Source organism: Phycicoccus flavus (genome assembly GCF_004025965.2).
Classification (GTDB): Bacteria; Actinomycetota; Actinomycetes; order Actinomycetales; family Dermatophilaceae; genus Phycicoccus; species Phycicoccus flavus.
Genome location: NZ_SAYU02000014.1, coordinates 1 through 22,678, shown reverse-complemented (window position 1 = coordinate 22,678; position 22,678 = coordinate 1). Strand labels below are relative to the sequence as shown.

Here is a 22,678-nt window from a genome sequence, read left to right as displayed (position 1 = left end):
GCACCAGCCTAGGTGTGCTCGGCCACGAGGTCGCTGACCCGGAGGCGGCGACGACACGTCACACCGGCGCAGTCCTCGTGGCTGCAGTGGTCGTGGCCCGGGTGCGTCACCGACGCCGGCAGCACCGGATCGCCCCCGATGTCGGGCCGTCCCGTGCACCGTGCCCGTCCTCCAGCCGTTCGGCACGGGTGCGGCCGGCGACCTCCCCGACGCGAGCCGGCGCGGACCGCGTGACCTCGGCGACACACCGCGGGTGTATTCATAGGGACTATGCAGATGACGGTGCGGGCGGTCCTCACCTTTCCCGAACCCCGGCAGCCCGGCATCGCCCACGACGCGTGCGCCGTCGGCGCGCAGGGCCTGGCGGGGGACCGGCGGAGGCGGGCGGCGGTCTCGGTCGTCGGGCACGACTCGCCGGGCACCCGGGCCAACCTCGTCCTCGACGCGCCGACCACCGACGTCGAGGCCCTCGCGGGCCGGCTGCTGCGGGTGGGCCCGGTGCTCCTCGCCGTCGAGCCGACCGGCAACCACTGCGCGGGGCTGTACGCCGCCGTCGGGGAGGCCGGCACCGTCGCCGTCGGTGACGTCGTCGAGGTCGTGGAGGACGCCTCGTGACCGCCCTCGAGAGCCCGCCCACGACGGGGGCCGCGGCGCACGACGCCGCCGTGCAGCGCCTCGTCGACAGCTATCGCGCCATCCCGCCGGGCGCCCCGGTCCGGCTGGCCAAGCGGACGAGCAACCTCTTCCGCGCGCGCACCGCCACCGACGCCCCGGGCCTGGACGTCTCCGGTCTCACCGGGGTCGTCTCGGTCGACCCGCAGGCGCGGACGGCCGACGTCCAGGGCATGTGCACCTACGAGGACCTCGTCGACGCGACGCTGCCGCACGGCCTCACCCCGCTCGTCGTCCCCCAGCTGCGGACCATCACCCTCGGCGGGGCCGTCACCGGCCTCGGCATCGAGTCGACGTCGTTCCGCAACGGCCTGCCGCACGAGTCGGTGCTGGAGATGGACGTCCTCACCGGCAGCGGCGAGGTCGTCACCACCGACCGCGGCGACCGGGCGCCGGACCTGTTCCGCGGCTTCCCGAACTCCTACGGCACCCTCGGCTACGCCACCCGGCTGCGCATCGAGCTCGAGCCCGTCGGACGGACCGTCTCCCTGCGGCACGTGCGCTTCCACGACCTCGACGCCCTCGTGGCCGCCGTCGGCGAGGTCATGGCGACGAAGGAGTACGACGGCGAGCCGGTCGACTACGTCGACGGCGTCGTGTTCTCCCTCCACGAGTCCTACCTCGTCCTCGGCCGCCGCAGCGACGAGCCCGGCCCCACGAGCGACTACACCGGCCGGCACGTCTTCTACCGGTCGATCCAGCACGAGGGCCCGCGGCCGGTCCGCGACACCCTGACCACGCTGGACTACCTCTGGCGCTGGGACACCGACTGGTTCTGGTGCTCGCGCGCCTTCGGCGCCCAGAACCCGTACCTGCGGCGGGTGTGGCCGCGGCGCTGGCTGCGCTCCAGCGTGTACTGGAAGCTCGTGGCCCTGGACCGGCGCTTCGACGTCGCCGACCGGCTCGAGGCCCGGCAGGGGCGCCCGCCGCGCGAGCGGGTCGTCCAGGACGTCGAGATCCCGCTGGCGAACACCGCCGAGTTCCTCCGCTGGTTCCTGCGCGAGGTGCCCATCGAGCCGGTGTGGCTCTGCCCCCTCACCCTGCGCGACGACGCGACGTGGACCCTCTACCCGCTGGAGCCGGGGGAGGCCTACGTCAACGTCGGCTTCTGGTCCACGGTGCCGGTCGACCCCCGCGGCGGGCCGGGCGCCACCAACCGCCGCATCGAGGCCGCCGTCGGCGACCTCGGCGGCCACAAGTCCCTGTACTCGGAGGCCTTCTACGACGAGGAGACCTTCTGGCGCCACTACGGCGGCGCCGACTACCCCGCGCTCAAGGAGCGCTACGACCCCGGGCACCGGCTGCCCGACCTCTACGCCAAGGCCGTGCGCGGCGCCTAGCAGGAAGGACCACCACCGTGAGCATCGCCCAGATCGTCGAGTCCGTCGTCGACGGACCCCTCCCGCTGCGCCTGGAGGCGTACGACGGCTCGTCCGCCGGCCCCGCCGACGCGCGCTACCGCCTGCGCATCGAGAACGAGCGCGGCGTCTCCTACCTCGCCACCGCCCCCGGCGACCTCGGGATGGCCCGGGCCTACGTCACCGGCGACCTCACCGTCGAGGGCGGGCACCCCGGCGACCCCTACGAGCTGCTGTCGACGATGGCGGGCGTCCGCTACCGGCGTCCGCACAAGGACCAGGTGCTCGAGCTGGCCCGGACCCTCGGGGTCAAGGGCCTCACCCCGCCGCCCCCGCCGCCGCAGGAGACCCTGCCCCGCTGGCGCCGGGTGGCCGAGGGGCTGCGGCACTCGCTGACCCGCGACGCCGAGGCCATCCACCACCACTACGACGTGTCCAACCGGTTCTACGAGAAGGTCCTCGGCCCGTCGATGACCTACACCTGCGCGGTCTACCCGTCCGCCGGCGCGAGCCTGGAGGAGGCGCAGGAGAACAAGTACCGCCTCGTCTTCGACAAGCTGGGCCTGCGGGAGGGCGACCGGCTGCTCGACATCGGCTGCGGCTGGGGTGGCATGGTCCGCTACGCCGCGCGGCGGGGCGTCAGCGTCGTCGGCGCGACGCTCTCGCGCCAGCAGGCGCTGTGGGGCCAGAAGGCCGTCGCCGAGGAGGGCCTATCCGACCTCGCCGAGATCCGGCACTGCGACTACCGCGACGTCGTCGAGACCGGCTTCGACGCCGTGTCGTCCATCGGCCTCACCGAGCACATCGGGGTGCGCAACTACCCGGCGTACTTCGGGTTCATCCGTGACCGGCTGCGCACCGGCGGGCTCATGCTCAACCACTGCATCACCCGCCCGCACAACCGCTCGATCGAGACCGGCGCGTTCATCGACCGCTACGTCTTCCCCGACGGGGAGCTCACCGGGTCCGGGCGGATCATCACCGAGGTCCAGGACGCCGGGCTCGAGGTGGTCCACGAGGAGAACTTCCGCGAGCACTACGCGAGGACGCTCGCCGGCTGGTGCGAGAACCTCGTCGAGAACTGGGACGACTGCGTCGCCGAGGTCGGCGAGGGCACCGCCCGGGTCTGGGGCCTGTACATGGCGGGCTCGCGGCTGGGGTTCGAGCGCAACGAGATCCAGCTGCACCACGTGCTCGGCGTCAAGACCGACGCCGCCGGCCGCCACGACCTGCCGCTGCGCCCCTGGTGGACGGCCTGACGCGCTGAGCCCGTCCGGCGTCGCCGGCGACCGCGTCGGGGACCCGGGCGTCGAGGAGTCGTGACGCGCTGGACGGCGGTACCTCGGTGTCGCGCGTCGTGGCTCCTCGACCCGGCGGGCGGCGCGCCGGTGACCGCGGCGGTCACGGCTCAGACCTCGCGCCCGAGGCCCTCCCAGGCGAGGGTGGCGAGGGCGTCGGCCAGGTCGTCGGCGCTGCGCCCCCCGGCCGCCCCGCCGGCGGCCAGCCAGGCGTCGGCCGCGGCGCGCACCATCCCGACGAGCGCGACCCCCCGGAGGGCGGCGTCGTCGTCGGTCCCCGGGCCGAGCACGCCGCGGACGATCTCGGCGACCCGCTCCGCCACCCGCCCGGTCATCCCGGCGGTGACGTCGCCCGCCGGTCGCTCGCCCGCCGGGACGATCGGCGCGTTGACGATGAAGCGGTAGACCTCGGGGTCGTCCTCGACGAGGTGCAGGTAGGCCCCGACGACCCCGCGGACGACGTCGCGGGGGTCGCCACCGGCGCCGGCCGCCCGGGTGACACCGCGCACGATCGTCGCGTCGACCCGGTCGGCGACGGCGCCGTAGAGCCCCGCGCGGTCGGTGAAGTGGCGGTAGAAGACGGTCTTGGACGTCCCCGCCACGGCGGCGATCTCGTCCATGCCGACGCCCGCCCCGTGCGCGCGGACCGCCCGCAGCGTCGCCTCGACGAGCTCGCGTCGGCGGGCCTGCCGGTGCCCGTCCCAGCGGGCGCTGCGGCCGTCGGCGGGGGAGGTCGTCACGAGAGTGGACGGTAACAGGGACGAGCGGTACCTGATACCGTCGGTACCGGATAGATTCCCGTGGCCGCCCGCCCCGGGACCGCCAGCCACACCAGGAGCCAGACCGGTGACCACTCCCCGCCGCGCCGCCGTCCTCGGCGGCAACCGCATCCCCTTCGCCCGCCAGTTCGGCGCCTACGCCGAGGCGTCCAACCAGGACATGCTCACCGCCGCGCTCGAGGGCCTGGTCGCCCGCCACGGGCTCGCGGGGGAGCGGCTCGGGGAGGTCGTCGCGGGGGCCGTCATCAAGCACACCCGGGACTTCAACCTCACCCGGGAGGCCGTCCTGGGGTCCAGCCTGGCCCCGACCACGCCGGCCTACGACGTGCAGCAGGCCTGCGGCACCGGGCTCGAGGCGACGATCCTCGTCGCGAACAAGATCGCGCTCGGCCAGGCCGACTCCGGCGTCGCGGGCGGTGTCGACTCCGCGTCCGACGCCCCGATCGTCGTCCCCGAACGGCTGCGCCGGAAGCTGCTGCGCCTCACCCGGGCCCGGACCACCGCCGAGCGGGCCAAGGCCGCCCTGGCCATCCGGCCCACCGACCTCGGCATCCAGGTGCCCGGCGCCACCGAGCCGCGCACCGGGATGACGATGGGCCAGCACATGGCCATCACCGCCGAGCGCTGGGGCATCACCCGCGAGGCGCAGGACGAGCTCGCGCTCGCCTCGCACCGCAACCTCGCCGCCGCCTACGAGCGCGGCTTCTTCGACGACCTCATGACGCCCTACCTCGGCCTCACCCGCGACGAGAACCTGCGGCCCGGCACCACGCCGGAGAAGCTCGCGTCGCTGCGCACCGTCTTCGGCGAGGGCGACACCGCGACGATGACGGCCGGCAACTCGACCCCGCTCAGCGACGGCGCGTCCACCGTGCTGCTGGGCTCGCCGGAGTGGGCGGCCGAGCACGGCCTCGCGCCGCTGGCGTGGTTCGTCGACGGCGAGACCGCGGCGGTCGACCACGTCTCCGGCGACGAGGGCCTGCTGCTCGCCCCGGCCTACGCCGTGCCGCGGCTGCTCGCCCGGCAGGGCCTCACCCTCCAGGACTTCGACTACTACGAGATCCACGAGGCGTTCGCCTCCACCGTCCTCACGACCCTCGCCGCCTGGGAGGACCCGGACTTCTGCCGCGACCGGCTCGGCCTGGACGCCCCGCTGGGGAGCATCGAGCGCGACCGGCTCAACGTCACCGGCTCCTCGCTCGCCGCCGGGCACCCCTTCGCCGCGACCGGTGGCCGGGTCGTCGCCACGCTGGCCCGGCTGCTGCACGAGAAGGGCGCGGGCTCGCGGGGGCTCGTGTCGGTCTGCGCCGCCGGCGGGCAGGGCGTCGTCGCGATCCTCGAGGGGGCCTGAGATGCCGCGCGCGGACGGGTACACGACCTTCGTCGGCACCGGGGCGGGACGGCGCATCGCCTCCGCCCTCGGCCTGCCGCAGCCGGTACCGCTGCGCCGGTACACCCCGGGCGCGCCGCTCGTCGAGGGACCCGTCCTCGTCGGCGGCCACGGCGACACCCCGGCGGTCACGGCCCTGCGCGGCGGGCTCACCGCCGCAGGCGCGACCCTCACCGAGACCGTCCCCGACGGCTCCCGGCTCGGCGGTGTCGTCGTCGACCTCACCGCCGCGCAGGACCCCGCCGACCTGGAGTCGCTGCGGGCCACGCTCGCGCCGGCGCTGAAGCGCCTCGGCCGGTGCGCCCACGTCGTCGTCGTCGGCCGGCACCCCGAGCAGGCGACGGGGGTGGCGCAGCGCGCCGCCCGCCGCGCCCTCGAGGGCATCACCCGCTCGGTCGGCAAGGAGCTGCGCGCCGGGGCGACGGCCAACCTCGTCCTCGTCACCGAGGGCGCGGAGGCCGCGGCGCTCGGCACGGTGCTCTTCCTGCTGTCCGCGCGCTCGGCGTACGTCGACGGCCAGGTGGTCCGGGTCGGGGACGCCGCCGTCCCCGCGGGCGCCGACCCCTCGGCCCCCCTGGCCGGCAAGGTCGCCGTCGTCACCGGCGCCGCCCGGGGGATCGGCGCCGACATCGCCCGCACCCTGCACCGCGACGGCGCGACGCTCGTCTGCGTCGACGTCCCCGCCGCCGGCGCCCACCTCGCGACGGTGGCGAACGAGGTCGGTGGCACCGCGCTCCAGGTCGACGTCACCTCGCCGGACGCCGGCGCCCGCATCGCCGAGCACGCCCGCACCCGCCACGGCGGGCTCGACGTCGTCGTCCACAACGCCGGCATCACCCGCGACAAGCTGCTCGCCAACACCGACTCCGACCGCTGGGCCTCGGTCCTCGAGGTCAACCTGCGCTCGATCCTGCGGATGGACGAGGCGCTGCTCGCGAAGGACGGGCTGCGCGACGGCGGTCGGGTCGTCCTCGTCTCCTCGGTCGCCGGGATCGCCGGCAACCGCGGCCAGAGCAGCTACGCCGCGTCCAAGGCGGGGGTGATCGGCCTGCTCGACGGCTACGCGGCCGACCGCGGCCTGGCCCGCCGCGGCGTCACCGTCAACGCCGTGGCGCCCGGGTTCATCGAGACCGAGATGACGGCCCGGATCCCGCTCGCCACGAGGGAGGTCGGACGCCGCCTCAACAGCCTGGCCCAGGGCGGGCTGCCGGTCGACGTCGCGGAGACCGTCGCGTTCCTCGCCGCCGACGCCCAGGCCGCCGTCACCGGCGCCCTCGTCCGCGTCTGCGGGCAAAGCCTGCTCGGGGCGTGAGCGTGGCCACCGAGACGCTGCCGGCGCTGCCGTCGACCGGGGCGCTCCTGGTGCGCGCCGCCCTCACCGCGCGGGGGCGTGGCGGGGACACCGTGCCGGCGGTCAGCGTGCGGGTGGCGGACGTGGCGGTCGACCGGCACCGGCTGGCCGCCTACCAGCGGCTCACCGGCTTCCCCGTGTCCGACACCCTGCCGCACCCCTACCCCTGGGTGCTCGCCCTCCCGGTGCAGACCGCGCTCATGGTGCGGCCGGACTTCCCGCTCGCCCTCCCGGGACTGGTCCACCTGTCCAGCCGCGCGACGGGCACCCGGGCGGTCGACGCCGCAGAGCCGCTGACCCTCGAGGTCACCGCCGGGGACCTGCGCCCGCACCGGCGGGGCCGCACGGTCACGACCCGGGTCGAGGCCAGCGCGGGCGGCGAGACGGTCTGGACCTGCGAGAACGTCTACCTCTCCCGCGGCCCGGGGGAGGACGCCGCGCCCCGGGACGCGGTCCCCGACGCCCCCACCGGCCCGCCGGCCGCGCGGTGGCGGCTGCCCGCCGACCTCGGCCGGCGCTACGCGGCGGTCTCCGGCGACGTCAACCCCATCCACCTGCACCCGCTCACCGCCCGGCCGCTGGGCTTCCCGCGCCCCATCGCGCACGGGACGTGGACCTGGGCCCGCACGGTCGCCGCCCTCGGCCGGGTCGCGGCGGGTGCCGTGACGACCCACGTGCGCTTCACCCGGCCGGTCCCGCTGCCGTCCACGGTCGAGCTCGTCCGGGCCGGGGGCGACGGCCTCGTCACGGCGGCGCTGCGGTCGTCGCGCGACCCCGGGGGCACGCACCTCGTCCTCACCGCCGAGCGCTGACCCGCCCGCCGGGGACGGGCCCTGACCTGCGGCGGCGTGCGCCGCATGGCCCGATCGGGTCATGGTGACGAGCCCGACCCCGGGCTACTGTCGCGGAGACCTCGGCCGGCAGCCGACGGCCCGGCGGCGGGACATGCGCCCGCCGGTGCGGGCCCGGGCACCGGTCGTCCTCTCGCAGACAGGGACACCAGCATGAGAGCCGTCGCCCGCAGGGCCGCCGCCACGGGGGCCGTCCTGGCCCTCACCACCCTCGGGGCGCTCGCCCCGAGCAGCGCGGCCCCGGCACCGCCCGGCAGCCCCTCCCACGTCGCGGCGCTGCTCGCGCTGCGGACCGGCGCGACGGGGTCGGTCGACCTCCTGGACCCGGCGACGATGACCTCGTCGGCCACCCAGACCCTCACCGCGGGCAAGAGCTGCGAGCTCCTCGTCGGTGGCCGGTCGCTGCTCGGGTTCGCCGCCCGGCCGGCGGACTTCGGGGTCGGCTACGCCTCCGGCGGCGTCGGGGTCCGGGAGCGCGCGACCGCGTCCGGCGTCTCGTGCGCGGCCGTCGACTCCTCGGCCGGGGAGTCGCTCGTCGTCTCGGTCGGCCGGGACGCCTCGGGCACCCGCAAGCTCGTCGCCTCGTCGGCCTCGCTCGACATCGACCTCAAGCAGAACGCCTCGATCACGGCGACGGCGCAGCTCGCGGGGGTCACCGTCGGGACCTTCCGGCTCGTCAGCGGCACCGCGGCCGGCACGTCGCTGCCCGCGACGACCCAGTCGTGCAACCTCGTCTCCGACTCCGGGCCCGACAGCGGGACCAACGACCACTGCCGGTGGCAGATCAACGCCCCGACGTGGACCGGCGGCACGAAGAGCATCATCGGCTTCGACGCGCTCGTCCTCACCTCCGACTCCGGATCCTTCTCGCTCGAGGGCGGCGGCGACGGCCCGGTCGACGACCCCGCGCACCCGATGCCGGCCTCGTTCGGCGACTACCGCTCCGCCTCGGTGTTCGAGCTCGTCCCGACCCTCGACTGCGGGCAGACCTCGGCGACGGCGAGCAGCGACACGGTGAGCTCGACGTGGAAGCGGCTCGGCAACCTCGACGGCGGCCCGTGCGTCGCCTACCCGTACTGGAACACCACCGGGGTCGACGCCGAAGGCAGCTACGCGCACTTCCAGAAGCCGCTGCAGCTCGAGACCGACGCCCAGGCGCTCTGGACGACGTCGTTCGTCTACTCCGGTCCGGTCCCGACCCCGCGGATCACCTTCGAGTCGCTGGACGCCGCCGGCCGGGTCGTCGAGACGACCCAGACCCTGGCCCCGTGCCCGACGGGCTTCGTGCCCGGGACGACGGCGCCGCCGTCGGCGATGTACGCCTGCGTCGCGACGACGTCGAAGACGACGGTCAAGGGCGTCAAGACCGTGACCTTCGGGGTCTACGTCGCGGGGGACGCCTGGCTGCGGGTCTGACCCGCGGGCGGGGCGGGTCGCCCGCGCCGCTCACACGCTGACGCCGAGGCCCTCGAGCATCTCGCGGGCCTCGGCGTCGCTGCTGCGCCAGCGCTCGTCGTCACCCTGGTGGCGCGCCACCCGGCTCTCGAGGCGCAGCAGGAGGGCCTCCTCGTAGGGGAGGCCGAGCTCGCGGGCGGCCTGCCGACCGGTGAGGACCATCTCGTCGGCCTCCTCGAAGCGGCCGAGGGTGAGCAGAGCCCGAGCGCGCTGGAGACAGATCCGGGCGAGGGAGAAGCCGGCGTCGGCCCGCAGCTCCCGCTCGGCGGTGGCGACGAGGGCGAGGGCCTCCTCGGCGCGGCCCTCCCGGGAGACGGCGTCGGCGCGCACGAGGGCGGCCTCCATCGCGCTCGTCGTCTGGCCGAGCCCGCGGGCCTGCTCGTGGACCCGCTCGGCGGTGCGGGCGGCCTCCTCGAGCTCCCCACGGCTCACGAGGAGCCGGGCCCGCTGGAGCTCGCCGAGGACGAGGAAGGTCACCGCCCCCGAGGCCCGCAGGACGCGAACGGCGTCGGCGAGCACCCGGTCGGCCTCCTCGAGACGGCCCTGGTTGATGAGCAGCTCGCCGAGGTTGACCTCGGTCTCGGCAGCACCAAAGGCGTTCCCGGCCTCGAGGGCGACGGTCCGGCTCGTGTCGTACCAGCGCGCCGCCTCGGTCCAGCGGCCGGCGTAGTACGCGAACGCCCCGAGGTTGGCGCGGGCGACCGACTCGCGCTGCCGGAAGCCGTGCTCGACGCAGATGTCCAGCGCCTCGCGGTGACGCTCCCCGAGGCCCGCCGCCCCCGTCTGGAGGTCGGCGAAGTCCAGGAGCATGAGGGCGCGCACCCGGGTCTCGTGGTCCTCGACCTCGCGGGCGCCCTCGGCCGCCCGCTCGGCCCAGGTGCGGGCGTCGGCCGGACGGTTCTGGCCCAGTCGGACCAGGGCGGTGAGGGTGTCGAGCCGCACGGCGAGCCGCCGGGCCTCCGCACCGGGCATGCCGGGCAGCAGGGCGCGGGCCCGGGCGACGGTGCGCAGGGCCGTCGGGTAGGCGCCGGTGCGCTCCTGGACCGTCGCGAGGGCCACGAGGGCCCGGGCCCGGCCCTCCGGCTCGTCGCGCAGGAGCCGCGCGGCCTGCCGCTGGGCCTCGACGGCCTGCTCGAACTCGCCCGCCAGCTCCCGCAGCTCCCCGACGACGGACCACAGGGCCGCGCGGTCGGGGCCGCTGACCTCCGGCACGCGGCGGGCGACGCCCAGGGCGACCGAGAAGTGGTCGGCGGCGTCGGCGTTGGCGTGGCGGCGACGGGCGTGGTGCCCGGCCCGCCGCGCGTACTCCCAGGTGCGGACCGCGTCGCCCGCCCGGTCGAAGTGCAGCGCCATCGTCGCGGCGTCGGCGTCCCGGTCCTCGCTCAGCTCCTCGAGCACCTCGCCCGCCGTCCGGTGCAGCCGGGCCCGGACCCGGTACGGCAGGCTCTCGTACGCCGCGTCGCGGACGAGGCTGCTGCGGAAGCGCATCCGCTCCGGTCCGTCGGGGACCAGGAGCCCGCTCAGGGCGTCCTCGGTGCCGGGGTCGACGTGGAGGCCGTCGGCGGAGAGGGTCGCGTCGAGGATGGCCCGGCGGAAGCTGCGGCCGAGGACCGCCGTGTAGCGCAGCACCCGGCGGGCGGCGGGCCCCAGCTCGTCGATCTGGCGGCTCATCGCGGCCGCGAGCGACTCGGGCAGGCTCTCGAGGGAGACCTCGCCCCGGGCCAGCCGGGTCACCTCCTCGACGAAGAGGGGGTTGCCCTCGGCGCGCTCGACGACCGCGTCCACCTCGTGCGGCCGCAGCGGTGACTCCGCCGTCGCGGCGAGGACGAGCCGGCGCAGGGCGGCCGCGGGCATCGGGTCGAGCACGACGTGCGTCGCCGTCGCCGGGGAGAAGCCGCCCTCGACGGGCCGCCGGACGGCGACGACGAGCCAGGGCCGTCCGGTGCTCGCCGCCGCGAGACGCTCCAGGAGGGAGGAGGACGCGGCGTCGGCCCAGTGCGCCTCCTCGACGAGCACGACGAGCGGTCCCGCGACGAGCCGCCCCAGGAGGTCGACGACGACGTCGGCGGTGCGGTCGGCGCGGAACTGCGGGTCGACGAGGTCCGCCTCGGGCGTCGGGGGCACCGGCACCTGGACGACGTCGGCCAGGAGCGGCAGCAGCGGCAGGAGGTCCGGCGCCGACTCCTGGACCGCCCGGACGAGCGCGCCGCCCATGGTCGCGGGGTCGGCGCGCTCGATCCCGAGGAGGGAGCGCAGCGGGTCGCGCAGCACCCGGTAGGCGCTGGAGGCGCCGTACGGCTCGGCCTGGAGGGTGAGGCGGTCGGCGCGTCCCGCGGCGGCGAGCACCTCGTGCACGAGGCGGGACTTGCCCAGGCCCGTCCCGCCCTCGACGACGAGGACGCCGCCGGCGCCGCCGAGCGCCTCGGTGACGACGCCCGCGGCGAGCCGGCGTTCGGACTCGCGTCCCACGAAGGGCAGCCGGCGCTCCTCCTGGACCTCGCGGGTGCCGGTCTCGTCCCCGACCTCGAGGACGAGGACCGGCGCCGCCTTGCCCTTCATCGGGAAGGGCCCGCGCGGGCGGGTGGCGAACCGGGTGCGGGCGTGGTCGAGCACGCCGGGGTGGGAGTAGAGGCGGCCGGCGGGGGCGGCCGCGGTGATCCGGGCGGCGGTGTTCGTCGTGTCGCCCATCGCCGAGTACGCGGCCCGCCGGTCCACGCCGACCTCGGCGACGAACACGTGGCCGCGGTTGACGCCCACCTGGACCGGCAGCGGGAGGTCGGCGTCGAGGACGCGCCGCAGCGCGCGCAGCATCCGGCCCTCGTCGTCCTCCCGGCTGACCGGCACCCCCGAGCCGAGGAAGAACTTGCCGCCGTCACGGTCCAGGTCGGTGGCCAGGAGGGTGACCCCCTCGGTGGCGAGCGCCTCCTCGACGCCGGTGACGAGGGCGTCGAGGGTCGTCGCCAGCGCGGCCGGTCCGGCCGACGCCAGGAGGGCGTCGGTGCCGGAGAAGCGGACGAAGGCGATGGTGGCCAGCCGGTGCTCGGGCTCCGGCGGCCCGGGGGAGAGGTACTCGCCGAGGGTGCGGGGGAACAGCCCCCGCAGGAGGTCGTCGCTCGCGGGCAGCGGTGCGGGGGAGTCCGACCCGGACCGCGCGGGCCGCCGGCGGCGCAGCAGGAGCACGCCGTCGTCCCGGGTGCGGACCGCGTCCCGGGGCAGCAGGGCCGCCGTGGCCGGCGTGAGGACGACCTCGCCGGCCTCGGCGGTCTTCTCGGCGTCCGCGGTGGCGGACGCCGCGGGTCCGAGCACGAGCAGCTCCCGGGTGGGGGAGCCGACGAGGAAGAGGTGGACCTCGCCCGAGTGCATCCCCACCGACATCGAGAGCGACAGCCGCCCGCCGTCCCCGACCCGGCTCGCGGCGGTCCGCAGCGAGCCCTGCATCTCGGCCGTCGCGTCGCAGGCCCGGACGGCGTGGTCCGGCCCCCGGAAGAGGAAGAACAGCGCGTCGCCGCCGAACTTGAGCATCTCCCCGCCCCGGGCGGCGCTCAGCTCGAGCATCGGGCCGAAGACGCCGTTGAGGGTCTCGACGACCTGCTCCGCGCCGATCCGGCCACGGCGCGAGAGCCGCTCGGTGAGCGCGGTGAACCCGGAGACGTCGGCGAAGACGAGGGTGCCGTCGACCGCGCGCCACAGCGACCCTGGGCTCTCGGCGTCCCAGGCGAGGGCGACCGGGGGCACGTGGCGTCGCAGGTCGCTCACCTCGGTCCGCTCCCTCCGACGTCAGGCCGGGCGGTCCGCGGCCGGCCCCGCTAGTATTCCGCCTGCCCAGCGGGACCGACCGTTCCGACCGCACGGAGATCGAGGGTTCCCGCGTGAAGCTGACCTTTCTCGGCGTCCGGGGGTCGGCGTGCTCGCCCGGCCCCGACTTCGTCCGGTACGGCGGCCACACCTCGTGCGTGGCGGTCACCCCGTCCGGCGGCACGGTCCCCACGCTGTTCCTCGACGCCGGGTCGGGCCTGCGGGCGGCCCAGCCCATGTTCGACGGCGGGCCGTTCCACGGGACGATCCTCGTGAGCCACCTGCACTGGGACCACGTGCAGGGCCTGCCCTTCCTCCCGGCCATCGACCGGCCGGACGCCCGCGTCGCCTTCGTCGCGCCGTCCGACGGCTCGTCCTCCGGGCGCGACCTGCTCGCCCGGCAGATGTCGCCGCCGTCCTTCCCCATCGAGCCCGAGGGCCTCGTCGGGGACTGGTCCTTCGAGGCCGTCGACCCGGGCACGTCCACCCGCGAGGGGTTCGAGGTGACCGCCGTCGAGGTCGAGCACAAGGGCGGGCGCACCTACGGCTACGTCGTGGGGGAGGGCGGGCGGCGCGTCGCCTACGTCCCCGACCACGCCCCGGCGGTCGGGGTGTCGCCGGACCTGCTGCGAGCGCTCGAGGGCGTCGACGTCCTCGTGCACGACGCGCAGTTCCTCGAGGGCGAGCGGCCGCGGGCCCGCGACTTCGGGCACGCGACGGTCGACGACGCCGTCCGGCTGGCCGAGCGGGTCGGCGCCGGGCGCCTCGTGCTGTTCCACCACGGTCCCGGGCGCGTCGACGACGCCCTCGACACCATGGCCACCCTCGTGGCGACCGACCTCGAGGTCGTGACCGCCCGCGAAGGTCTCGTCCTCACGCCCTGAGCGGACGGCGGACCGGTGCGCATCCTCTCCGTGTCGGACCTGCACTACCGGCTGCCCCACTACGACTGGCTGCTCGGTGCCGCCGCGGACGCGGACCTCGTCGTCCTCGCCGGGGACCTCGCGGACGTCGTCAACCCCGTGCCGGTCCACGTGCAGGCCGTGGTCCTGCGCGGCTACCTCGAGCGCCTGGCCGAGCGGGCCGTCGTCGCCGTCGCGTCCGGCAACCACGACCTCGACGGTCCGGGCGCGAACGGCGAGCAGACGGCCGGCTGGCTGCGGGGGCTGCGGCTCGACGGCGTCGTCACGGACGGGGCGAGCCTGGACCTCGGGCCGGTGCGGGTCACGGTGTGCCCGTGGTGGGACGGCCCCCTGGGTCGGGACGAGCTCGACGGGCAGCTGACCGCGGCGGCGCCCGGCCGACCGGAGACGTGGGTCTGGGTGCACCACGCGCCGCCCGCGGGCACCCCGCTGTGCACCGACGGCCGGCGGGAGTTCCCCGACCACGAGCTCGCGGCGTGGATCGGGCGGCACCGCCCGGACGTCGTCCTCTGCGGGCACATCCACCAGGCGCCGTGGGCCCGCGGCGGCTCGTGGCGGGCCCGGCTCGGTCCGACGTGGGTCTTCAACGCGGGCAAGCAGATCGGGCCGGTGCCGCCGCACGTCGTGCTCGACGCGGCGGAGCGCACGGCGTTCTGGTACGGCGTCTTCGAGTCCGAGACCGTGCCGCTCGACACGCCGGGGGACTAGTCACATCGGGCCATATCCCCCCGCCCGCGCGCCGGGATAGTTTCCTCGGGTGCCGACCTCACGCACGGGCGCGAGTCCGCACACCTCAGCAGCCCCTGCCGCCCCGGCACCGACCCCGCGCTCGGCGCGCGTGCCCGCGGGCCGGGTCCTCCTCGTCGCCTGCTTCGGCGCGTTCCTCGCCTTCCTCGACGCCACCGTCGTCAACGTCGCCTTCCCCTCGATCCGCGAGTCGTTCCCGACCGTCCGGATCGGCGAGCTCTCGTGGGTCCTCAACGCCTACAACATCGTCTTCGCCGCCTTCCTCGTCGTCTTCGGCCGGCTCACCGACCTCATCGGCCGGCGGCGCTGCTTCGCGGGCGGGGTGCTCGTCTTCACGGTCGCCTCGGTCCTGTGCGGGGCCGCGACCTCGGTCGACCTCCTCGTCGCGGCCCGCGTGCTCCAGGCGCTCGGCGCGGCGGCCCTCGTCCCGGCGTCGCTGGCCCTGGTCATCGCCGCCTACCCGGGGGAGAAGCGGGCCCACGCCATCGGCCTGTGGGGCGCGTCCGCCGCGGTGGCCGCCGGCCTCGGACCGCCCATCGGCGGCGCCCTCACCGAGGTCGGCGGCTGGCGCTGGGCCTTCCTCGTCAACCTGCCGTTCGGCATCGCGGCGCTCGCCCTGGCCCGGCGCGACCTCGTCGAGAGCCGGGCCCCCGGTCGGCGCGTGCTGCCGGACCTGCTCGGCGCCGCCACCCTCGCGCTGTCGCTCGCGCTGCTCAACCTCGGGATCGTCCAGGGCTCGGACTGGGGCTGGAGCAGCACCGGCGTCCTCGCCTCCTTCGCGGGCGCGGTGCTCGTCTTCGCGCTCTTCGTCGTCAGCTCGCGGCGCCACCCCTCACCGCTCGTCCCGCCCGCGCTACTGCGGGTGCGCTCCTTCGACCTCGGCTCGCTCGCCGCGGTCGTCGCCGGCTTCGGCTTCTACGCCTACCTGCTGACGAACATCCTGTGGCTGCAGTACGTCTGGGGCTACGAGGTCCTCCAGGCCGGGCTGGCCCTCGTGCCGGGGGCGGTCGTCGCCGCGGTCGTCGCCTCCCGGCTGGGTCCGCTGGCCGACCGGCACGGCTATCGCTGGTTCGTCGTCCCCGGGGCCCTCGTGTGGGCCGGGGCGTACCTCTGGTACCACCAGCGGGTCGGCCTGGAGCCGGCCTTCTGGTCCGAGTGGCTGCCCGGACAGCTGCTGAGCGGCATCGGCGTGGGCGCCACCCTGCCGCTCCTCGGCAGTGCCGCCCTGGCCCAGGTGCCCGGCGGCCGGTACGCCACGGCCTCGGCGGTCAACTCCGCGGCCCGGCAGCTCGGTGGCGTCCTCGGCATCGCCGTCCTCGTCGTCGTCATCGGCGACCCGACGCCGGCCGAGGCCGTCGGCGCCTTCCGCGACGGCTGGCTGCTCTCGGTCACGGCCTTCGTCGTCGTCGCGGTCCTCGCGCTGCCGCTCGGCGTCCTGCGGCCCGCCCCCGAGGACGAGGCGGACGACGGCGACCGTCCGCCGCTCGTCCACGCGCCCGACCCTCCGGCGGAATGGTCGGCCCGCGGGCAGGTCGGGGCGGGCGCCACCGACCTAGCCGCCGTCCCGCTCGTCGCCGCCCTCCCCGTCGCCGCCCGCCAGCGCCTCGAGGAGGCCGCCCGGCTGCGCGACGTCCCGGCGGGCACCGCCCTCGTGGAGGAGGGCGGGCCCTCCGGGTCGGCCTTCGTCGTCCACCGCGGCCGGCTCGAGGTGCTCGTCGGGGGGCGGACGGTGCGCGAGGTCGGTCCGGGGGAGGTGCTCGGCGAGCTCGCCCTGCTCACCGGCGAGCCGCGGTCGGCGACCGTGCGCGCCCGTCGCGACAGCACGGTCCTGGAGCTGCCGCGGGACGCCGTCGAGAGCGTCCTCGCGACGGACGCCGCCGCCAGCCGGTTCGTCCTCGGCCAGGTCGCCGAGCGGCTGCGCACCGCGGCACCGGCCGTCGCCGCGCCGCCACCCGAGCGGCCCACCGTGGTCTCCGTCGTCGGCCTGCACCCGGGGGCGCCGGTCCACGAGGTCGCCGAGCGGCTCGTGGCCCGGATCGGCCACCACGTGTCGGTCCTCGCGCCCGGTCGCGTCGACCCCGAGGGCCTGGCCCGGGCCGAGAGCGGCCACGACCGCGTGGTCCTCGTCGCTCCCGGCGCGGACGCCGACGCCGACGGTCGGGCCTGGCACGAGCTGTGCGTCCGGCAGGCCGACACCGTCGTCCTCGTCGCCGACGCGGCCACCGACCCCCCGCACGAGACCGCAGGACCGGTCCCGGGCCGCCGTCCCGAGCTCGTCCTCGTCGGGCCGCGCCCGGTGCCGGCCCGCCGCGCGGACTGGGTGGCCGCCACCGACGCCTGGCAGCTGACGGTCGTCGACGGCGACCTCGCCGCCGGGCTGCGGCCCCTCGCGGACCGCCTCGCCGGAGCCTCCCTCGGCGTGGTCATGGGTGCCGGCGGCGCCCGCGCCATCGCCCACATCGGCGTGGTTCGCGAGCTCGAGGAGGCCGGCTTCACCATCGACCGCCTCGCCGGGTGCAGCCTCGGGGCCGTCGTTGCGGCGGCCTACGCCATCGGCCGCGACGGGGCACAGCTGGAGGAGGTCTGCTACGACGAGTTCGTCCGGCACCGACCGTTCTCGGACTGGCGGGCCCCGATCACCTCGCTGTCCAAGGGCCGCCGCCTCGTCGTCGGGCTGTCGCGCGGGCTGGGCGCCGACGAGGTGCTCGAGGGGCTGCCACGGTCGCTGAGGACCGTGAGCGTCGACCTCGTCGGCCGCGGCCGGGTCGAGCACGAGCGCGGCCGGCTCGTCGACGCCGCCGTCGCCTCCTGCCGCCTGCCCGTCCTCTGGGCACCGGTGCCGACTGACGAGGGGCGGCTGCTCGTCGACGGCAGCGTCCTGGACGCCCTGCCGACCGACCTGCTCGTCCGCCGGGACGAGGGCCCGACGGTCGCCGTCTCCATCGGCACCGGCGGGTCCGGCGCACACCGTGGTGGGCGGCCCCGCGTGCCCGGACTCGGCGACACCCTCGTGCGCACGATGATGATCGGCAGCGGGGGCGCCGTGCAGTCCGCCCGCAGGCACGGCGCGTGGGTCGTCTCCCCGTCGTCGATGGGCGTGGGGCTGCTGGAGTTCCACCAGTTCGACCGGATGGTCTCCGCGGGCCGCGCGGCCGCGCGCCTGCTGCTGGAGCGCACCGGGGGTGACCTGCGGGCGCCGGACGGTCAGTGACCGAGGTGCCCCTCGGGGTCGCGGGCGGAGCCCGGCCGGGCCTGCGGGCCCTGGTGGTGGACGAGGGTGTCGAGCAGGCCGTCGACCATGCCCAGGTGGCCGGGGAGACCCGCGTACTGCTCCTTGACGTCGGCCAGGTAGCGGGTCAGCCCGTCGAGCCGCGCCGCGGTCGTCCGCAGGACGGCCAGCGCGGCCCCGGGCCGTTCGGTGAGGAACGCCCGCGGGTCCTCGGCCACCCTGACGACGACCTCGTCGTCGGCGCGCACGGTCGCCGTCACGGGGACGCCGAGGACGACGGCCAGCTCGCCGAAGACGGCGCCGGGGGTGTCGATGCGGGCGAAGGGAGTGCCCCCGCGCTCGACGACGACGGAGCCGGACTGCAGGACGAGCAGCGCCCCGGCGGCCGCGCCCTCCTCGAGGAGGACCTCGCCCGGGGCGACCTGCCGGACGGGGAGGTCGGCGCAGAGCGCGAGCAGGTCGTCCACGCCCGCCAGTATGCCGATCCGGGAGGTCCGTGCCGGGCGACGTCCCACGCCCGGACGCCCCCGCGGCACGTCGTCCCCGACCCGGCCGTGGCCCGGTCGGGCCATGGTGCCCGGCACCGCGGCCTGGCTAGCGTGACGGCTCCGGTCCGCCGGACCGGTGGTTGCAGAGGGCAGCCGGTACCCCGACGAAGGAGTCGATCCGTCATGCGCGTCACCACCCGGGTCCTGGCCGCCGGGGCCGCGGCCGCCGCCGCCGGTCTGCTGGCCGGCACCACACCCGCCGTCGCCCGGGCCGTCCCCGACCAGAACAAGCCGTCCTACTGGGAGAACAACGGCGAGTACTCGTGCGACAAGGTCGAGCTCGCCGACGGGGTCTCCGAGTGGACCGTCGCCCAGGGCAGCGGCTTCGTCGTTCTCAAGGCCGGCACCGACTACACGCTCGTCGCGATGAGCCCGTTCGGCGCCGGGACCTACACCTCGGAGAAGGACATCAGCTTCGTCATCACCTGCGAGCCCGGGTCCACCGGCTCGTAGGGCCCGCTCCGGAGGTGGCCGCCTCGTGGCCGAATCCGCGTGGCGGCCGCCCCGGGCGTTCTGGTGCACTGGCCCGGTGACCGCCTCCGCCGCCTTCGCCGACCTCGGGACCGACGCCCAGGTCGACCTGCTGCGCGGGGTGGCGACCGCGGCCGCGCCCCACTTCGGGCTCGACGTCGAGCGCCTCGAGCTCGTGCTCCACGGCTTCAACACGACCTTCGAGGTCACCGCGCGCGACGGACGGCACGTCGCGCTGAGGGTCAACACGAACTCGCTGGCGACCCCCGAGCACCTCACCGCCCAGCTCGCGTGGGTGCACGCCATCGCCCGCGACACCGGGGTCGGAGTCCCGGACCCGGTCCCGACCCTGACCGGAGCGCCCTTCACCACCGTGGCCTCCGCCGCGGCCGGGCGCGACTTCCTCGTCGTCGCCCACGCCTGGCTCGAGGGGCCCGACGTCGAGGAGTGCGACGCCGAGCAGGCGCACGCCCTCGGGGAGGCCATGGCGACCCTGCACCTCCACGCCGCGCGGTGGCGGCTGCCCGAGGGCACCTCGCTGCCGCTCTTCGCCGAGCCGCTGCTCGGGGACGCGGACCGGATCTCCACCGTCGACGTCCCGGGTCCGGGCGGCCGCGCCGTGCTGGACACCGCGCTGGGCCGGGCCCGCGCGGCCTTCGACACGGTGCTGGCCGGCGCGGAACCGGTCGTCGTCCACGGCGACCTGCACGGCGGCAACCTCAAGTGGCACGAGGGCCGCCTCGCGGTGTTCGACTTCGACGACGCCGGCCTCGCGGTCCCGGCGCTCGACCTCGCCGTCGCGACGTTCTACCTGCGCGACGCCGAGGGCGTCCCCGCCGAGGCGGCCGTCCGCGCCGGGTACGCGCAGGTCGCGCCCCTGCCGGACCTCGACCCGGAGGTGTTCGAGGCGCTCGTCGCCTCGCGCCAGCTGCTGCTCGCCAACAGCCTGCTCACCTCCTCGACCCCGGAGTTCCGGGCGATGCTCCCGGAGTACCTCGGACGCACGGTGACCCGGCTGCGGCACTGGCTCGACACCGGCCGGTTCGTCCTCGACCCACCCGAGCGCTGACGGGCCCGCGCTGCGGTTGCCGGCACGCACCGGCAGGGCCAGAATCCGGCCACCGGCACCGCCTCCCGGACGGCCCGCCGGCCGAGCGAGGAGGGACCGCCATGGCCAGGATGACCGTCGGGTCCGCGCGGGCGGCGCTGCGCAGGTCCAGCATCGACTCACGGCTCGACGCACTGGAGAGCGACGGTCGGGCGGCGCTCGAGGCCGAGGCCGAGGACGAAGCCAAGAGAGGCCGCGGGCAGCCGGACCGGCCGACCGACGTCGCGGTCGCGAAGGCCAAGCTCGAGGCCGTCCGCACGCGCGCCGACGGGTGGCGCAACGGGGTGGCCGGGACGTTCACGCTGGTCCTCGCCAGCCTGGCGATCAAGCCCGGCGAGGGCTTCATGAAGTACCAGGGCGTCCCCCGCTACGTCCTCATGGTGCTGCTCACCGCCTCGCTCGGGGCGGCGCTGGTCTCGCTCTTCCGGATGGTCCGGGCGGCCAACGGTCCGACGTGGCTCAGCGAGCTCGACGCGGACGCCTCCGCCCGGCGCTGGGACATCCGGACGGCCGCCGCCCGCCACGACCTGCAGCGGGGACGGCTGCTGTGGATGGTCTCGCTCGCCCTGTTCTGTCTGGCCGTCGGCGTCTCGTGGGTCGTCACCCCGGCACCGCCTCCCACGCCCTGAGCCGGCCGGGCGGAACTCGCGCGCCCCGCCATGGAGCGCCTCGATAGCATCGTCGGGCGCGCCGGGGACGCCGGCGCGCGCCCCGACCCCCACGAGGAGCGCCGACCATGTCCGCCCAGATCACCGTCCACGTCGCCGGCAGCGAGCGAGTGGTGGACGCGGGCACGACCTACGGCGACCTCGTCGGCGAAGACCGGGCGGTGCTCGTCGCCCGCGTCGACGGCGAGCTGCGCGACCTGCACCTCCCGGCGGCCGACGGCGAGTCGGTCGAGCCGGTCACCGCCGCGGAGCAGGACGGTCTCGACGTGCTGCGGCACTCCGCCGCCCACGTCCTGGCCCAGGCCGTGCAGCAGGTGAACCCGTCGGCCAGGCTCGGCATCGGGCCACCGGTGCGCGACGGGTTCTACTACGACTTCGACGTCGAGGACCCGTTCACCCCGGAGGACCTCAAGGCGCTCGAGAAGGCGATGCAGCGCATCGTCAACGAGGGCCAGACCTTCCGCCGCCGCGAGGTGTCGGACGCCGATGCCGCCGTCGAGCTGGCCGACGAGCCGTACAAGATCGAGCTCATCGGCCTCAAGGGCGGCTCGGCCGAGGACGCCGCCCGGGCCCACGGAGGCGACCAGCGCGAAGCGCTGGAGGCCTTCGGGGAGGGCGCGTCGGTCGAGGTGGGCGGCGCTCAGCTGACCATCTACGACAACGTCCGCCGCGACGGCTCCGTGGCCTGGGGCGACCTGTGCCGCGGCCCGCACGTGCCCTCGACCAAGGTGCTCGGCAACGCCTTCAAGCTCATGCGCAGCGCCGCGGCGTACTGGCGCGGGTCGGAGAGGAACCCCCAGCTGCAGCGGGTCTACGGCACCGCCTGGCCGACCAAGGAGGACCTCAAGGCCTACCTGGACCGGCTGGCCGAGGCCGAGCGACGGGACCACCGCCGGCTGGGCTCGGAGCTGGACCTCTACTCCTTCCCCGACGAGCTCGGCTCCGGGATGGTCGTCTTCCACCCCAAGGGCGGGGTCGTCAAGCGCGAGATGGAGGACTACGTCCGCCGGCGGCACATCGAGGAGGGCTTCCAGTACGTCGGGACCCCGCACATCAGCAAGGACGGGCTGTTCCACACCTCCGGGCACCTGCCGTACTACGCCGACACGATGTTCCCGCCGATGGAGCTCGAGCACTCCGAGTACCGCCTCAAGGCGATGAACTGCCCGATGCACAACCTCATCTTCCGCTCGCGGGGCCGGTCCTACCGCGAGCTGCCGATGCGGCTGTTCGAGTTCGGGTCGGTGTACCGGTTCGAGAAGTCGGGCGTGGTCCACGGCCTCACCCGGGTGCGGGCGATGACCCAGGACGACAGCCACTCCTACGTCACCGCCGAGCAGGCGCCGGGGGAGGTCGAGCACCTGCTCCGGTTCGTCGTCGGCCTGCTCGCCGACTTCGGCCTCGACGACTACTACTTCGAGATCTCCACCCGGGCCACCGAGGGCGAGAAGAAGGACAAGTTCATCGGCTCCGACGAGCAGTGGGAGGCCGCCACCGACGTCCTGCGCCGCACCGCCGAGTCCTTCGGCGTCGACCTCGTCGAGGACCCCGGAGGCGCCGCGTTCTACGGGCCGAAGATCTCCGTGCAGGCGCGCGACGCCATCGGCCGGACCTGGCAGATGTCGACCATCCAGTACGACTTCAACCAGCCGCACCGGTTCGGGCTGGAGTACCAGGCGGCGGACGGCTCCCGCCAGGAGCCGGTGATGATCCACTCGGCGAAGTTCGGGTCCATCGAGCGCTTCATCGGGGTCCTCGTCGAGCACTACGCCGGCGCGTTCCCCCCGTGGCTCTCGCCGGTGCAGGCGCTCGGCGTCCCGGTGGCCGAGGAGTTCGTCCCGTACCTGTCCCAAGTCGGCGAGAAGCTGCGGGCCGCGGGGCTGCGCTTCGAGCTGGACACCTCCGACGACCGCTTCCCCAAGAAGATCCGCAACGCGAGCAAGGCCAAGGTGCCGTTCGTCCTCATCGCCGGTGGGGAGGACCGGGACGCGGGCGCGGTGTCGTTCCGCTACCGGGACGGGAGCCAGAAGAACGG

The 22,678-nt window shown here is 75.7% G+C and carries 17 protein-coding genes; 14 read left to right on the top strand and 3 right to left on the bottom strand.

Features of this window, described 5'->3' with window-relative positions:
- The first annotated feature begins 276 nt into the window (after positions 1-276).
- From EPD83_RS06195 to EPD83_RS06185, 3 genes are read left to right on the top strand one after another with little or no spacing between them, the layout of a single operon-like run.
- Positions 277-615: a hypothetical protein gene (locus tag EPD83_RS06195; protein WP_165566352.1), complete on the top strand. Its 339-nt coding sequence runs from the start codon at positions 277-279 to the stop codon at positions 613-615.
- Positions 612-2,012: an FAD-binding oxidoreductase gene (locus EPD83_RS06190; protein ID WP_165566351.1), complete on the top strand. Its 1,401-nt coding sequence runs from the start codon at positions 612-614 to the stop codon at positions 2,010-2,012. The genes EPD83_RS06195 and EPD83_RS06190 overlap by 4 nt, the downstream gene beginning before the upstream one ends.
- A 17-nt stretch (positions 2,013-2,029) precedes the next feature.
- On the top strand, positions 2,030-3,289 hold the full coding sequence (locus EPD83_RS06185; protein ID WP_165566350.1) for a class I SAM-dependent methyltransferase: 1,260 nt from the start codon (positions 2,030-2,032) through the stop codon (positions 3,287-3,289).
- 149 nt (positions 3,290-3,438) lie between these two features.
- Here EPD83_RS06185 and EPD83_RS06180 read toward each other — a convergent pair whose 3' ends face one another.
- Complete coding sequence (locus EPD83_RS06180; protein ID WP_235950370.1) at positions 3,439-4,068, bottom strand: TetR/AcrR family transcriptional regulator; 630 nt, start codon at positions 4,066-4,068, stop codon at positions 3,439-3,441.
- A gap of 106 nt (positions 4,069-4,174) precedes the next feature.
- Between EPD83_RS06180 and EPD83_RS06175 the strand changes: the two genes are divergently transcribed.
- The 4 genes from EPD83_RS06175 (at position 4,175) to EPD83_RS06160 (ending at position 9,115) form a co-directional block, all read left to right on the top strand.
- A complete protein-coding gene (locus EPD83_RS06175; protein WP_205859436.1) occupies positions 4,175-5,458 on the top strand; it encodes an acetyl-CoA C-acetyltransferase in 1,284 nt (427 codons plus the stop codon).
- 1 nt (position 5,459) lies between these two features.
- Entirely contained in the window at positions 5,460-6,809 is a 1,350-nt protein-coding gene (locus EPD83_RS06170; protein WP_128365755.1) for a 3-oxoacyl-ACP reductase, read from the top strand.
- Positions 6,806-7,660, top strand: coding sequence for a MaoC family dehydratase (locus tag EPD83_RS06165; protein WP_128365756.1), 855 nt, complete (start codon positions 6,806-6,808; stop codon positions 7,658-7,660). Before EPD83_RS06170 ends, EPD83_RS06165 begins: the two co-directional genes overlap by 4 nt.
- Positions 7,661-7,852: 192 nt before the next feature.
- On the top strand, positions 7,853-9,115 hold the full coding sequence (locus tag EPD83_RS06160; RefSeq protein WP_165566348.1) for a hypothetical protein: 1,263 nt from the start codon (positions 7,853-7,855) through the stop codon (positions 9,113-9,115).
- A 30-nt stretch (positions 9,116-9,145) separates the two neighbouring features.
- Here the strand turns inward: EPD83_RS06160 and EPD83_RS06155 are convergent, their stop codons facing one another.
- Complete coding sequence (locus EPD83_RS06155; RefSeq protein WP_165566347.1) at positions 9,146-12,910, bottom strand: adenylate/guanylate cyclase domain-containing protein; 3,765 nt, start codon at positions 12,908-12,910, stop codon at positions 9,146-9,148.
- Between the two features lie 113 nt (positions 12,911-13,023).
- Between EPD83_RS06155 and EPD83_RS06150 the strand changes: the two genes are divergently transcribed.
- The 3 genes from EPD83_RS06150 (at position 13,024) to EPD83_RS06140 (ending at position 17,830) form a co-directional block, all read left to right on the top strand.
- Positions 13,024-13,833 (top strand): MBL fold metallo-hydrolase, encoded by an 810-nt coding sequence (locus EPD83_RS06150; protein WP_128365759.1) that lies wholly within the window; start codon positions 13,024-13,026, stop codon positions 13,831-13,833.
- Between the two features lie 15 nt (positions 13,834-13,848).
- Positions 13,849-14,580 (top strand): metallophosphoesterase family protein, encoded by a 732-nt coding sequence (locus tag EPD83_RS06145; protein ID WP_128365760.1) that lies wholly within the window; start codon positions 13,849-13,851, stop codon positions 14,578-14,580.
- 130 nt (positions 14,581-14,710) lie between these two features.
- Complete coding sequence (locus tag EPD83_RS06140) at positions 14,711-17,830, top strand: MFS transporter (RefSeq protein WP_164896168.1); 3,120 nt, start codon at positions 14,711-14,713, stop codon at positions 17,828-17,830.
- Here EPD83_RS06140 and EPD83_RS06135 read toward each other — a convergent pair.
- On the bottom strand, positions 17,824-18,315 hold the full coding sequence (locus tag EPD83_RS06135; RefSeq protein ID WP_164896169.1) for a Crp/Fnr family transcriptional regulator: 492 nt from the start codon (positions 18,313-18,315) through the stop codon (positions 17,824-17,826). The two genes, EPD83_RS06140 and EPD83_RS06135, sit on opposite strands and share 7 nt — an antisense overlap.
- Positions 18,316-18,519: 204 nt before the next feature.
- Between EPD83_RS06135 and EPD83_RS06130 the strand changes: the two genes are divergently transcribed.
- From EPD83_RS06130 to thrS, 4 genes are all read left to right on the top strand, one after another.
- On the top strand, positions 18,520-18,849 hold the full coding sequence (locus EPD83_RS06130) for a hypothetical protein (RefSeq protein WP_128365763.1): 330 nt from the start codon (positions 18,520-18,522) through the stop codon (positions 18,847-18,849).
- Between the two features lie 76 nt (positions 18,850-18,925).
- On the top strand, positions 18,926-19,936 hold the full coding sequence (locus EPD83_RS06125; protein WP_128365764.1) for a phosphotransferase enzyme family protein: 1,011 nt from the start codon (positions 18,926-18,928) through the stop codon (positions 19,934-19,936).
- Positions 19,937-20,037: 101 nt separating this feature from the next.
- Complete coding sequence (locus tag EPD83_RS06120; protein ID WP_128368664.1) at positions 20,038-20,604, top strand: hypothetical protein; 567 nt, start codon at positions 20,038-20,040, stop codon at positions 20,602-20,604.
- A gap of 107 nt (positions 20,605-20,711) precedes the next feature.
- Positions 20,712-22,678, top strand: a 1,967-nt coding sequence (gene thrS, locus EPD83_RS06115; protein ID WP_128368309.1) for a threonine--tRNA ligase, incomplete at its 3' end; no start/stop codon positions are given.